A 13,149-nucleotide genomic window follows, 5' to 3' on the forward strand; every position below is an offset into this window, starting at 1 on the left:
ATGACGGATCACCACGCGACCTTTGCATCCTCTTCCCCCGACGATACCGCACGGCTCGCCCGGCGGCTCGGCGCGCGTCTTGTCGCGGGCGATAGCCTTCTGCTGTCCGGCGGGATCGGGGCCGGCAAAAGCCACTTCGCCCGCGCGCTGATCCTTTCGCGCCTTGCCGAGCCCGAAGATGTGCCGTCCCCGACCTTCACCCTGGTGCAGACATACGATCTTCCCGATGCCGAATTGTGGCACGCCGATCTCTACCGCCTGGCCGATCCCGACCAGATCGTCGAACTGGGACTGATGGACGCGTTTCAAACGGCCATCTGCCTTGTCGAATGGCCGGACAGGCTCGGCGATCTCGCCCCACAGGATGCGCTGCGGATCGGTCTTGCCGACAGCGCTCAGGATGACAGCCGCCGGATCGATCTGGACTGGAGCGCCGGGAAATGGACCGGCCGCATCGCGGATGTGATGGGATGAACGGGATCGAGCCGTTTCTCGAGGCGCATGGCTGGGCGCAAGCACAGCGTGACCCGCTCGCGGGCGATGCGTCGTCCAGACGCTATGTCAGACTGCGCTCCGGTGAAACCGGCGCCATCCTGATGGTCGATCCCGCCGATGACACCGCACGCTTCGCCCGCATCGCGGATCACTTGCTCGCCTCAGGCCTCTCCGCCCCGCGCATCATCGCCCAGGCGCCTGGGTTGATGCTGATCGAGGATTTCGGCGATGCGCAATTCGCGCGCGCGATGGAAGAAAGGCCCGCGATGGAAACGCCGCTCTATCGCGCGGCGGTCGATGTGCTGGCGCATCTCGACGACACGCCACCGCCGCAAGGGCTCGTTGAGGCTGATGCGGAGTATCTCGGCGGTCTCATCGAACCGCTTTTTACCGACTACATCCCCGCACTCGGCGGCAACGCCGCCGATCCGAAGCCGCTTACCTCTGCACTCACCGAATGTCTGGCAAAGCATCTGCCGCAAAAGATCGTGTTGATCCTGAGGGATTTCCACGCGGAAAACATGATCTGGCTGCCCCAGCGCGAAGGAGTGCGCCGCGTCGGGCTGCTCGATTTCCAGGACGCGCTCGCCGGGCCGCCGGTCTACGATCTGGTCTCCATGCTGCAGGACGCGCGGCGCGACGTGACCGCAGAGGCGCAAAGCGCCGCGATCAGGCACTACGCGATCCAGACCGGCAGGGAAGAAGCCGATATCCAGCCTCTCTATCACCTTCTGGGTCTGCAACGGAACCTGCGGATTCTGGGAATCTTCGCCCGTCTTGCGCGCACCTCTCACAAACCGGCCTATCTCCGCTTGATTCCGCGCGTCTGGGCATATGTCCAGACCAGTCTGAACAGCCCCGTCGCCGTGGAACTGGCACCGCTCGCCCGTCCGATCCTGCCCGAACCCACCCAAGACCGATTGCAGAAAGCCGCGACATGCCCGACACCGTGATGCTTTTCGCCGCCGGGTTCGGCACACGCATGGGCGCGCTTACCGAGGACCGTCCCAAACCCCTGATCGAGGTCGCTGGAACGCCGCTCATTGACCATGCGCTCAGGCTTGCGCGCGCGATTACGCCACGAAAAATCGTCACGAACGCGCATTACAGAGCCGAACAGATTATCGATCACCTGTCGGGGCAGCAGGTCGAAGTTCTGGTCGAATCTCCGAAAATTCTCGATACCGGCGGCGGGCTGAAGGCCGCGCTGCCGCTCCTCGATGCCGAAGCGGTCTTTACCATGAACACCGATGCGATCTGGAAAGGGCCGAACCCGTTTGCCTTGCTCCATGACGCGTGGCAGGACGATATGAAAGCGCTTCTGCTCTGCGTTCCATGCGAACGCGCTGCCGGGCATGACGCGCGCGGCGATCTGGATATTCTGCCGGACGGACGGGCTGTCTGGGGCACAAAGACGGTTTTTACCGGCCTTCAGATCATTCGCACCGATATCGTGGCCAACCATCCAGCCTCCGTCTTTTCGCTCAAGGCGATCTGGGACGATCTCGAAGCTGACGGCACGCTGCGCGCTATCGCCTATCCCGGCCAATGGTGCGATGTCGGTCACCCCGAGGGCATCGCGCTGGCAGAAGCGTTGTTGGACGATCCCGATGTTTGAGCCAGCCCGCGCCCCCCGCCTCTTTGCCTTGCCGCCCGGTGCGGATTTCGGCCACGAGCTGGTGAAAGGCATCAAAACGCGGCTGGCCGGTCAGCCGCCCGAAGCCATTGCGCGGGTCGAACTCATCCTCAACACGCACCGCATGCAGCGGCGGATCGAGACGATCTTTGCCGAGGATGGCGCATCTTTCCTTCCGCGCATCCGGCTCATCACCCAGCTTGCCGATCCGCTGGAACATGCCATGCTGCCGGCCCCGGTGCCGGCGCTGCGCCGTCAGCTCGAACTGTCAGAACTGGTCGCGCGCCTGATCGAGGCGGACCCAAGCCTTGCGCCGCGTTCTGCCATTTACGATCTGGCTTCGTCTCTTGGCGCATTGCTCGATGAGATGCAGGCCGAAGGCGTCACGCCCGAGGATATCGCAGCGCTCGACGTGACGGATCAATCCGGCCATTGGGAACGCGCGCAGCGGTTCCTTCAGATCGTGACGCATTACTTCGATCCGAACACAGACGCCCCCGACACGGCAACCGTCAATCGCATGGCGCTGGCGCGGCGACTCGAACGCTGGCGCAGCGACCCGCCCGACCATCCGGTGATCGTTGCCGGCTCCACCGGATCACGCGGCACCGCGTTTCGATTGATGCAGGCGACGGCGCGTCTTCCGCAGGGTGCTGTTGTCCTGCCCGGTTTCGATTTCGACATGCCGGCGCAGGTCTGGTCGGCGCTGCAAGCCGATGCTCGCAACATCGAAGCGATGCAGGGCGAGGATCATCCGCAATTCCGGTTTGCGCGCCTGCTGGAAGCATTGGAAATTGGCGCGGGGCAAGTGGCGAGGTGGACCGAAACGCCGCCTCCGAACCCGGCGCGCAACGCGCTTGTCTCGCTCGCCATGCGGCCCGCGCCGGTGACGGATCAATGGCTGTCCGATGGGCCGAACCTGCCGCCGCTGGACGAGGCCGTTCAGTCTCTGACACTGGTCAACGCGCCGTCCCCGCGCGATGAGGCACGGGCCATCGCGCTCCGCTTGCGCAAGGCGGCGGAGGACGGGCAAACAGCCGCGCTCATCACACCCGACCGGATGCTGACACGCCGGGTCAGCGCGCTTCTCGACCGGTGGGACATCCTGCCCGACGACAGCGCCGGCACGCCGGCGCAACTCACCGCGCCGGGACGGTTGTTGCGTCATGTCGCGCAACTGCGCGTCAACGGGCCGACCGCCGATGCGCTGCTGACCATCCTCAAGCATCCGCTCTGCCATATCGGCGCGGACCGGGGGCAGCACCGGCTTTGGACATCGGAACTCGAACTCTTCATCCGCGCCAAAGGCGTGCCCTATCCCGATCTCAAACAGTTGAGGGCGTGGAAAAAGGCGGATGAGGCGCAGGACTGGCTTGGCTGGATCGACCGCTGGCTGTTGCAGCCGGCCAACCCTGCCAAGCAGACCCTGACCAGCCAAATAGAGTCGCATATCGCGCAGGCCGAAGCGATTTGTGCCGGATCGCGCAGCGCCGATGCGGCGGAACTCTGGAACCGCAAGGCGGGCGAGACATGCCGCGCGCTCTTTGACGATCTTGCCCGCAATGCTCCGTTCGGCGGCGCCATGACCGCCCGTGACTATGCGGATCTCGTTGATGGTCTGCTGCGCTCCGAAGAGGTGCGCGACCGCGACGCGCCGCATCCTCGGATCTTGATATGGGGCACCATCGAGGCGCGGGTGATGGGCGCCGATCTGGTCATTCTCGGCGGGCTCAACGAACAAAGCTGGCCGGACATGCCGCCCGCCGATCCGTGGCTGAACCGGCGGATGCGGCAGCAGGCCGGGCTGCTGTTGCCGGAACGCCGGATCGGCCTTGCCGCGCATGATTTCCAGCAGGCCATCGGAGCGGCGGAAGTCTGGCTCACACGTTCAGAGCGGTCGGAAGATGCCGAAACCGTGCCGTCGCGCTGGCTCAACCGTCTGACGAACCTGATGCGTGGATTGCCGGCAATGGGCGGTCCGCAGGCGCTCGTTGAGATGGAGCGCAAGGGCCGCCACTGGCTCGATCTGGGCCGCGCGCTCGAAGCGCCGATAGAGACCCCCCGCGCGCCCCGCCCCTCGCCGGTTCCGCCGGTGATGGCACGGCCAAGCGAGCTGTCGGTGACGAATATCGAAAAGCTCATCCGCGATCCCTACGCGATCTATGCCTCTAAGATTCTCCGACTGCGGCCGCTTCATCCGATCCAGCACGCACCGAACCCGATGCACCGCGGCACCGTCCTTCACAAGGTGTTCGAAACATTCGTCTCCAACACGCACGACAGGGTCGATCTGGTTTCGGAAGAGGCGCTGATCGACACCGCGCGCCGGCTTCTCGATGCTGAAGTGCCGTGGCCTGCCGACCGTATTCAGTGGCGCATTCGGATCGAGAAGGTCGCGCACTGGTTCATCGCGCAGGAAAAGGCGCGGCGCCGTGATGCGCATCCCGTTCTTTTCGAGACGACCGGCAAGATCGACCTTGCGACCCCGCCCTTCCGCGTGACGGCAAAGGCGGATCGGATCGATCTGAACGACAGGGGCGAAGCGCTGGTCTACGACTACAAGACAGGCACCGCACCCAAGGCTGAGCAGCAGATGGCGTTCGATGTGCAGCTGCTCGTCATCGCGGCGCTTCTCTGTGAGGGGGGCTTCGATGCGATTTCACCGCGCGGCGTGGCGGATGCGCGTTACATCTCGCTCGCCGGCACGGGCGAGGAAGTGGCCGCGCCACTGGCCGAGTCGCCGCCCGAACGCACGCTTGGCATGTTGCGCAACCTCATCACGGCCTATCGCGACCCCGATACCGGCTACACGGCGCGCAACAGGATGCACAAGGATTCCTTCGGATCGGATTACGACCAACTGTCGCGCTACGGCGAATGGGATGCGTCCGATCCGGCGCGAAAGGTGTTTCTGAGATGATCCGCAACGATGCTACCGAAGCGCAGGTGCGCGCGGCCGATCCGTCGGCCTCGACATGGCTGGGCGCCAATGCCGGGTCGGGCAAGACGCGCGTTCTGACCGACCGGGTCGCGCGGCTGCTGTTGGGGCATACGCGGCCGGAGAATATTCTTTGCCTGACCTTCACAAACGCCGCCGCCAGCGAAATGCAGAACCGTTTGTTCAAGCGGCTCGGCAAATGGGCGATGCTGAACGATCGCGCGTTGCAACAGGAACTGGCGGAGCTTGGCGAGGATCCCGCCGATCTCGATCCTGACTTCCTGGCCCGTGCGCGCACGCTGTTCGCGCGCGCAATCGAAACGCCGGGGGGGCTTCGGATCCAGACGATCCACGCCTTCTGCGCATCGATCCTGCGCCGCTTTCCGCTGGAAGCCGGGATCAGCCCGCAATACCAGGAAATCGACGACCGCACCGCACAGCTGTTGCGCGAACAGATCCTCGACGAGATGGCACAGGGGGACGAGGCCGACCTGATCGCGGACATCGCGCGCATCGCCTCCAACAGCCCCTTGCACGAGCTTGCCGACAGAATCGTTGGCGAGAGGGAGGGCTTCACGCCGCCGCTCGACATGACGGCGCTGCGCAGCCGATACGGGCTCGCCCCGCATCAGACGCCGGAGAGCCTGCCCGGTTTTGTCTTCCCGGGCGACGAATTGACGTTTCTCGCAGGGTTAGAGCCTGATCTACGCAGCGGCGCAAAGGCGGACAACGGCTTGGCGGATGCGATCACGGCGGCGCAATGCGGCGGGATGGAGGCGGTTCTGGCAATGGAGCCAATCGTGTTCACCCAGAGCGGGGAGCGCCGCAAGAAGATACCGCCGAACCAGCCCCTGCGAAAAGGCGCGCTCGCGGCGCAGGTCAATCGGCTGGAGGACCTGTTCGACCGCATCGAAGCGGCGCGCGAGACACGGCTGGCGCTGGAGGCTTGCGAGCGCGACGCGATCCTGCACCGCTTCGCCGGCGCGTTCCTGGCCCGCTACGAGGACGCGAAACAGGCGCGCGGCTGGCTCGATTTCGACGATCTGATCTCCCGCACCCGACGGCTTCTGACCGATGCGAAACAGGCCGAATGGGTGCTCTACCGGCTCGATGGCGGGATCGATCACATACTCGTGGACGAGGCGCAGGACACCAGCCCGGCGCAATGGGCGGTCATCGATCAACTCGCGCGCGAACTGACCTCAGGGACCGGGGCACGCGCGGACACGAGGCGCACGATCTTCGTGGTCGGCGACAAGAAACAGTCGATCTATTCCTTCCAAGGCGCCGATCCACAGGAATTTGACCATATGCGGAGCGCCTTCGGAGAGCAGTTGCAAGCCACCGAGGCGCCCTTGCAGGACGGGCAACTCAGCTATTCTTTCCGCTCCTCCGTGCCGATCCTGCGGCTTGTCGATACCCTGTTTCAAGGGCGCGACGCGGCCGGTTTTCTCCCGGATCAGACCCACATCTCCTTTCACCAGACCCTACCCGGTCGGGTCGATCTCTGGCCGCTGATCGAACCGGCGGAGGACGAGAAGGACGATCTGCCCTGGGACACGCCCGTGGATCGCGTCAGCCCGACCCATCATACCGTGACGCTGGCGCGGCGCGTGGCGCGGTTCATCGACGAGACGCTGAAAACCGGCACCGCCCTGCCCGTCATGCAGGATGGCGCCCTTGGCTCCCGCCCGGTCCATGCCGGCGATTTCCTGATCCTCGTGCGCAGTCGCGGCGCGCTTTTTCACGAGATCCTCAAAAGCTGCAAATCGCTCGGCTTGCCGATTGCCGGGGCAGACAAGCTCAAGGTCATGGCCGAACTCGCGGTGCAGGATCTGCGTGCGCTTCTGGCCTTTCTCGCCACGCCCGAGGACAGCCTCTCGCTTGCCGCCGCGCTGCGTTCGCCGCTTTTCGGGCTCGATGAACAGGCGATCTTCGATCTGGCCCACCGGCGCAGATCGCCCCATCTCTGGGAAGAATTGCGCCGGCGCAGAGACGATTTCGCACCTGTCGTCGATATGATCTTCGATCTGCGCCGCCAGATCGATTTCCTGCGCCCCTATGATCTTCTCGAACGGATCCTCATCCGCCACCAGGGGCGGCAAAAGCTGATCGGGCGGCTCGGTGAAGAGGCAGAGGATGGCATCGACGCTCTGCTCAACCAGGCGCTCGCCTATGAACAGACCGATATCCCCAGCCTCACGGGCTTTCTGCACTGGATGGAAACCGACGATATCGAGATCAAGCGCACTGTCGACAGCGCAGGCGCGCGTATCAGGGTCATGACGATCCATGGCGCGAAAGGTCTTGAAGCGCCCATCGTGATCCTGCCCGACACACACAAGAAACAATCCCAGTCAAGCCGCGAAAGCTTCGTGCAGGCGAACGGCAGCACGCATTGGCGAGGCACGGGTGCGACCCGCACGGCGCTTCAGAACGCCGCTGTCGAACGCGCCGCCGCCGCCGAGGAGCAGGAGAAGGACCGCTTGCTCTATGTGGCTTTGACGCGGGCGGAACGCTGGCTTGTCGTGGCCGGTGCAGGCGCCGCCGACACGAAAGCGGAGGCGTGGCACGACCGCATCAAGGCAACCTTGGCAACTTGCGACGCCGCGCCCCATGGCTTCGGTTTCGCCGATGGCGGGCCGAAGGACGGTCTGCGCCTGTCGCATCTCGATTGGCCCGAACCGCTCCCTCCCGCACCGCAACCCGCCGCTCCGCAACACATCGCGCTGCCCGATGAGTTCATTCGCCCCGCGCCGCACTGCGATCCGGCCCGCGAAGCGCTGACCCCGTCCGATCTCGGCGGCGCGAAGGCGCTGCCCGGTGCCGACAACGATCTGTCCGATCTGGCGAAGGAACGCGGCACGCTGATCCATCTTCTGCTTGAAACCCTACCCACGATCCCGGCCCCGGAACGCGCCGCTATCGCGCGCCGCCTGATTCCGGATCACCCGCATGCGGATGACATGATCGTCGAAGCGCTCGCCGTTCTGGACAGCCCGGAATTACAACCGTTCTTCGCGCCGGAAGCCCTCGCCGAAGTGCCGCTCACGGCGCGCCTTCCGGCCTTGCGGAACGCTGTCCTGCGCGGTGTGATCGACCGGCTGCTCATCCGCCCCGACAAGATCATCGCAGTAGACTTCAAGTCCAACCGGACCGTGCCCGAAACGCCGGCCCAAACCCCTGACGGCCTGCTGCGCCAGATGGGCGCCTACCGCGCGATGCTCGCCGTCATCTACCCCGATCGCGAGATCGAAACCGGCATCCTCTGGACCCGAAACGCCAGCTACATGCCGTTGCCCGAACCGCTCACGACACAAGCCCTCGCGGCTTGCCCCTACCTTGACGCTGCAAGCGGGGATACATAGTCTCGTATACCGACCCAATCACGCGCCCAGTCGCAAGGAGAAACACCATGTCCACCGTCGCCGTCACCGATGACACTTTCGATAGCGAAGTCAAGAATTCCAGCGTCCCTGTCGTGGTCGATTTCTGGGCCGAATGGTGCGGCCCCTGCAAGCAGATCGGCCCGGCGCTGGAAGAACTGTCCAGCGAATATGGCGACAAGGTAAAGATCGCCAAGGTCGATGTCGACAACAACCCGAACACCGCTGCCGCGATGGGCGTGCGGGGCATCCCGTCGCTCTTCATCTTCAAGGACGGCCAGATCGTCTCGAACCGCACCGGCGCGGCACCAAAGGCGGCGCTCAAGGGCTGGATCGACGAAAACATCTGATTTGCTCACAACGCAAAACGAACGCCCGGCCGGGATCGCCGGGCGTTTCGCGTTTCAGGGTTGTGAGCCTCGCTCGGCCCACCCATATCGACAGCGAACTGAACAAGGACAAAACATGGCCGACAAAGAGTTTCCCGGCTGGCACGGCACCACGATCATCGGCGTGCGCAAGGGCGGCAAGGTGGTGATCGCGGGCGACGGGCAGGTCAGCTTGGGCCAGACCGTCATCAAGGGCACCGCCCGCAAGGTGCGGCGCATTTCGCCGGGCGGCTATGATGTGGTCGCCGGGTTTGCCGGCTCCACTGCCGATGCTTTCACCCTGCTCGAACGGCTCGAAGCCAAGCTGGAAGCGACCCCCGGCCAGTTGCAACGCGCCAGCGTCGAACTGGCCAAGGACTGGCGCACCGACAAATACCTGCAAAAGCTCGAAGCGATGCTGATCGTCTCCGATGGCCGCGATCTTTACGTCATCACCGGCGCGGGCGATGTGCTGGAGCCCGAACACAACATCGCCGCTATCGGCTCCGGCGGAAATTACGCCCTCGCCGCAGGGCGTGCGCTCATGGAAAGCGACATGGACGCCGAAGCCGTCGCCCGCCGCGCCATGCAGATCGCCGCCGATATCTGCGTCTATACCAACGGCAACCTCACGGTCGAGACGATCGACGCCTGACCAAAGGACAGCACATGACAGACCTCACCCCGCGCGAAATCGTCTCTGAACTCGATCGCTTCATCATCGGCCAGAAAGATGCCAAACGCGCCGTCGCCGTCGCCCTGCGCAACCGCTGGCGGCGCAAGCAGCTCAGCGACGATCTGCGCGACGAAGTCTATCCCAAGAACATCCTGATGATCGGCCCCACCGGCGTCGGCAAGACCGAGATCAGCCGCCGGCTGGCCAGGCTCGCGCGCGCGCCCTTCATCAAAGTCGAGGCGACGAAATTCACCGAAGTCGGCTATGTCGGCCGCGATGTCGAACAGATCATCCGCGATCTGGTGGATTCCGCCATCGCCATGACTCGCGATCACATGCGCGAGGACGTGAAATCCCGCGCTCATGAGGCTGCCGAGGAACGCGTGATCGAGGCCATCGCCGGCGAAGGCGCCCGCGACAGCACGCGCGAGATGTTCCGCAAGAAGCTGAATGACGGGCTGCTCGATGACACGATCATCGAACTGGAACTTCAGGACAATTCGAGCCCCTTTCCGATGATGGATATTCCAGGCCAGCCGGGAATGGGCGGCGCGGGGATGATGAATCTCGGCGATCTTTTCGGCCAGGCCTTCGCCGGACGCACCACGCGCAAGCGCATGACCGTGGCCGAAAGCTACGACATTCTGATCGCCGAAGAAGCCGACAAGCTGCTTGACGACGAACAGGTCAAGGAAGCCGCGCTCGAAGCGGTTGAACAGAACGGTATCGTATTCCTCGACGAGATCGACAAGGTCACTGCGCGGCAGGAAGCGCGCGGCGGCGATGTCAGCCGCGAGGGCGTGCAGCGCGATCTGCTGCCCCTGATCGAAGGCACCACCGTCAGCACCAAACACGGGCCGGTGAAAACCGATCACATCCTTTTCATCGCCTCGGGTGCCTTCCACATCGCCAAACCCTCCGATCTGCTACCCGAACTTCAGGGCCGCCTACCGATCCGCGTCAACCTGCGTGCGCTCACCGAAGAGGATTTTGTACGCATCCTGACGGAAACCGACAACGCGCTGACGCTGCAATACACCGCGCTGATGGCGACGGAGGAGGTGACTGTCGATTTCACCGAAAACGGCATTGCCGCGCTCGCCAAGATCGCCGCCGACGTGAACCAGAGCGTCGAGAATATCGGTGCGCGGCGGCTCTACACCGTGATGGAGCGCGTCTTCGAGGACCTCAGCTTCGACGCGCCGGACAAATCCGGCCAGAGCGTCACCGTCGATGCAGATTTTGTCGAAAAGCACCTGGGCGAGCTGACGCGATCGGCCGATCTGAGCCGCTACGTACTCTGATCCTATCTTCTCTTTCCAAATACTCCCGCCGGAGGCGACACAAGCGCCGACGGGAGTCGCCCATGGAAATTGATTACCGCCTCGCGATCCTGTCCATGATGCGCACCAGTTCCGCGCTGATCCCTGGCTCCGACAGGGCGTGCCCGGCATTGCGGATCATCCGAAAATCGCAATCGGGCCAGGCTTGCGCCAGATCCCAGGCTCTTTGCGGCGGGCAGATCATGTCATAGCGCCCCTGCACGATCACGCCCGGAATACCGTGGAGCCGGCTGACATTCTTCAGGATCCAGCCGTCTTCGTCGAGGAACCCGTTATTGATGAAATAATGGCTCTCCAGCCGTGCGAAGGCCCGTGCATACTCGCCCGGAGCATCGCCGCCCGCCCCGCTGGGATAGACCGACGCGAGCGCGTTTTCCCATGCCGACCAGGCCCGCGCGAAATGCGTTTCACTCCGCAGGTCCCCGCTGAACAGGCGGCGGTGATAGGCGGCAATAAGATCATCCCGCTCCTCCTCAGGGATCATCTGGACGAAGCGCGCCCAAGTCTCGGGCCAGAACTGCCCGGCACCGCCGCCATAGAACCAATCGAGCTCCGCCTGCGTCATGGTGAACACGCCGCGCAGCACCAGTTGCCGAACCCTCTCGGGATGCGTGATCGCATAGATCAGCGCCAGCGTCGCGCCCCAGCTTCCGCCGAACACGATGGCCCGCTCGATGCCGAGCGTCGTGCGGATAAGCTCGATATCCCTGACCAGATGCCAGGTGGTGTTGCTCTCGACGCTGGCATGGGGTTTCGACCGCCCGCAGCCGCGCTGATCGAACAGCACGATGCGATAGGTTTCGGGATCGAAATACCGCCGCATCGCCGGGCTGCACCCGCCACCCGGCCCGCCATGCAGCACGATCACGGGAACCCCGTCCGGCGCGCCGCATTGTTCGACATAAACGCGATGCCCGTCGCCGACATCCAGCATCCGCTGGTCGAACGGCTCGACGGGAGGATAGAGAAACTGAACTGCGCGCTTTTGGCTCGGGAATTTATCCATGACCAGACTATATTGCGCGAAACACGCAAAAGACCATGAGGAAACTTACATGACCGGGGCCAGCACCGTCGATCCCTCCGAAATTGCAAAATTCGAAGCGATGGCCGCCGAGTGGTGGGATCCCGATGGCAAGTTCAAGCCTCTCCACATGCTCAATCCCTGCCGCCTGGATTACATCACGACCCAGATCGCGGCGGAGTTCGAGCGTGATATGAGCAAGCCGCACCCCTTCGAGGGGCTGCGCATCCTCGACATCGGCTGCGGCGGCGGGCTTTTGTGCGAACCGATGGCGCGGCTCGGCGCGACGGTCGTCGGCGTCGATGCCGCCGAACGGAACATTCCCGTGGCGCGCACCCATGCCGAACAGTCGGGGCTAAAGATCGATTACCGCCACACCACGGCGGAAGCGATGGCCGAAAAGGGCGAAGCGTTCGATGCCGTGCTCAACATGGAGGTGGTCGAGCATGTCGCCGATCCGTTGGCTTACCTCACCGCGTGTCAGCAGCTTCTGAAACCCGGCGGGCTGCATATCTGTTCGACTATCAACCGCAATCCCAAAAGCTATGTCATGGCGATCTTCGGGGCCGAATATGTCATGCGCTGGCTGCCCAAGGGCACGCATGAGTGGTCCAAGTTCATCACGCCGGACGAGCTTTTCGATCTGCTGCGCAGGGCCGGGCTCGATCCGGTGGATCGCAAGGGGTTCCAGTTCAACCCGGTGACATGGACCTGGCGCCTGTCGGATCGCGATCTGAGCGTCAATTACGTGACAGCGGCAACCAAACCCGCCTAATCGGCACCGTCCGGTTCCAGCTTGACCCGCAATTCCCGCAAAACGGGGATCGCGGCGCGCACCTTATCCTCGCCCAGCTCGCCCATCATCTCGGTGATGAGCGGGGTGATCGCCGCAATCGCCGCATCGCGCGCCCGCGCTCCGGCCGGGCTGATCGATACCTGCTTGCGGCGCGCGTCGTCCCAATCTGGCCGGATATGCACATATCCCGCCACTTCCAGCTTGCGAAGCGTGTTCGTCATCGCCCCGCGCGTGACGTGGAAGGATTTGGCAAGCTGCGCCGGCGTTTTCTCCGCACCACCGCGGGCAAGCTGGTTCAGCACCGAGAAATGCGAGATTTCCATCCTGTCAGGCAGAACCCGCGTCAGGCGATTGCGCAGCAGCTGATCGGCGGTCAGCAACTCGCTGAAGAGCGAGATGGCAAGGGGGCTATTGTCGCTCATGTGGCGGCCGCCGGCGGTTCGCACCGCTGCGCCGAACGCGATGATTTGCGTCGACTCCGCCCCGC

The 13,149-nt window shown here is 64.0% G+C and carries 11 protein-coding genes; 9 read left to right on the forward strand and 2 right to left on the reverse strand.

The window, feature by feature from the left end:
* The 8 genes from tsaE (at position 1) to hslU (ending at position 10,803) form a co-directional block, all read left to right on the forward strand.
* Positions 1–474, forward strand: coding sequence for a tRNA (adenosine(37)-N6)-threonylcarbamoyltransferase complex ATPase subunit type 1 TsaE (gene tsaE, locus M3465_RS04730; RefSeq protein ID WP_249500546.1), 474 nt, complete (start codon positions 1–3; stop codon positions 472–474).
* Positions 471–1,448, forward strand: coding sequence for an aminoglycoside phosphotransferase family protein (locus M3465_RS04735; protein WP_249500547.1), 978 nt, complete (start codon positions 471–473; stop codon positions 1,446–1,448). The genes tsaE and M3465_RS04735 overlap by 4 nt, the downstream gene beginning before the upstream one ends.
* Positions 1,433–2,113 carry a nucleotidyltransferase family protein gene (locus M3465_RS04740; RefSeq protein WP_249500548.1) on the forward strand — a complete coding sequence of 227 codons (681 nt, stop codon included), beginning with the start codon at positions 1,433–1,435 and terminating at the stop codon, positions 2,111–2,113. Before M3465_RS04735 ends, M3465_RS04740 begins: the two co-directional genes overlap by 16 nt.
* Positions 2,106–5,051, forward strand: coding sequence for a double-strand break repair protein AddB (gene addB, locus M3465_RS04745; RefSeq protein ID WP_249500549.1), 2,946 nt, complete (start codon positions 2,106–2,108; stop codon positions 5,049–5,051). The genes M3465_RS04740 and addB overlap by 8 nt, the downstream gene beginning before the upstream one ends.
* Positions 5,048–8,437, forward strand: coding sequence for a double-strand break repair helicase AddA (addA, locus tag M3465_RS04750; protein ID WP_249500550.1), 3,390 nt, complete (start codon positions 5,048–5,050; stop codon positions 8,435–8,437). Before addB ends, addA begins: the two co-directional genes overlap by 4 nt.
* Before the next feature lie 47 nt (positions 8,438–8,484).
* Positions 8,485–8,805: a thioredoxin gene (gene trxA / locus M3465_RS04755; protein ID WP_249500551.1), complete on the forward strand. Its 321-nt coding sequence runs from the start codon at positions 8,485–8,487 to the stop codon at positions 8,803–8,805.
* 115 nt (positions 8,806–8,920) lie between these two features.
* Positions 8,921–9,478 (forward strand): ATP-dependent protease subunit HslV, encoded by a 558-nt coding sequence (gene hslV, locus M3465_RS04760; RefSeq protein WP_249500552.1) that lies wholly within the window; start codon positions 8,921–8,923, stop codon positions 9,476–9,478.
* Between the two features lie 14 nt (positions 9,479–9,492).
* A complete protein-coding gene (gene hslU, locus M3465_RS04765) occupies positions 9,493–10,803 on the forward strand; it encodes an ATP-dependent protease ATPase subunit HslU (protein WP_249500553.1) in 1,311 nt (436 codons plus the stop codon).
* A 73-nt stretch (positions 10,804–10,876) separates the two neighbouring features.
* On the opposite strand, the gene pip is transcribed toward hslU, so the two are convergent.
* Positions 10,877–11,848 (reverse strand): prolyl aminopeptidase, encoded by a 972-nt coding sequence (gene pip / locus M3465_RS04770; protein ID WP_249500554.1) that lies wholly within the window; start codon positions 11,846–11,848, stop codon positions 10,877–10,879.
* A gap of 49 nt (positions 11,849–11,897) precedes the next feature.
* On the opposite strand from pip, the gene ubiG reads away from it, so the two are divergent.
* Complete coding sequence (gene ubiG, locus M3465_RS04775; protein ID WP_249500555.1) at positions 11,898–12,641, forward strand: bifunctional 2-polyprenyl-6-hydroxyphenol methylase/3-demethylubiquinol 3-O-methyltransferase UbiG; 744 nt, start codon at positions 11,898–11,900, stop codon at positions 12,639–12,641.
* On the opposite strand, the gene M3465_RS04780 is transcribed toward ubiG, so the two are convergent.
* Positions 12,638–13,084 carry a MarR family winged helix-turn-helix transcriptional regulator gene (locus M3465_RS04780; RefSeq protein WP_249500556.1) on the reverse strand — a complete coding sequence of 149 codons (447 nt, stop codon included), beginning with the start codon at positions 13,082–13,084 and terminating at the stop codon, positions 12,638–12,640. The genes ubiG and M3465_RS04780 overlap by 4 nt on opposite strands.
* Between the last annotated feature and the right edge of the window lie 65 nt (positions 13,085–13,149).

Source organism: Marivita sp. GX14005, assembly GCF_023370775.1.
Lineage (GTDB): Bacteria > Pseudomonadota > Alphaproteobacteria > Rhodobacterales > Rhodobacteraceae > Marivita.

Excerpts from the sequence above, each read along its gene's own strand:
- pip (WP_249500554.1), bottom strand. The coding sequence starts at position 11,848 with ATGGATAAATTCCCGAGCCAAAAGCGCGCAGTTCAGTTTCTCTATCCT.
- M3465_RS04780 (WP_249500556.1), bottom strand. The coding sequence starts at position 13,084 with ATGAGCGACAATAGCCCCCTTGCCATCTCGCTCTTCAGCGAGTTGCTG.
- addB (WP_249500549.1), top strand. The coding sequence starts at position 2,106 with ATGTTTGAGCCAGCCCGCGCCCCCCGCCTCTTTGCCTTGCCGCCCGGT.
- addA (WP_249500550.1), top strand. The coding sequence starts at position 5,048 with ATGATCCGCAACGATGCTACCGAAGCGCAGGTGCGCGCGGCCGATCCG.
- ubiG (WP_249500555.1), top strand. The coding sequence starts at position 11,898 with ATGACCGGGGCCAGCACCGTCGATCCCTCCGAAATTGCAAAATTCGAA.
- hslU (WP_249500553.1), top strand. The coding sequence starts at position 9,493 with ATGACAGACCTCACCCCGCGCGAAATCGTCTCTGAACTCGATCGCTTC.
- trxA (WP_249500551.1), top strand. The coding sequence starts at position 8,485 with ATGTCCACCGTCGCCGTCACCGATGACACTTTCGATAGCGAAGTCAAG.
- M3465_RS04735 (WP_249500547.1), top strand. The coding sequence starts at position 471 with ATGAACGGGATCGAGCCGTTTCTCGAGGCGCATGGCTGGGCGCAAGCA.
- M3465_RS04740 (WP_249500548.1), top strand. The coding sequence starts at position 1,433 with ATGCCCGACACCGTGATGCTTTTCGCCGCCGGGTTCGGCACACGCATG.
- hslV (WP_249500552.1), top strand. The coding sequence starts at position 8,921 with ATGGCCGACAAAGAGTTTCCCGGCTGGCACGGCACCACGATCATCGGC.
- tsaE (WP_249500546.1), top strand. The coding sequence starts at position 1 with ATGACGGATCACCACGCGACCTTTGCATCCTCTTCCCCCGACGATACC.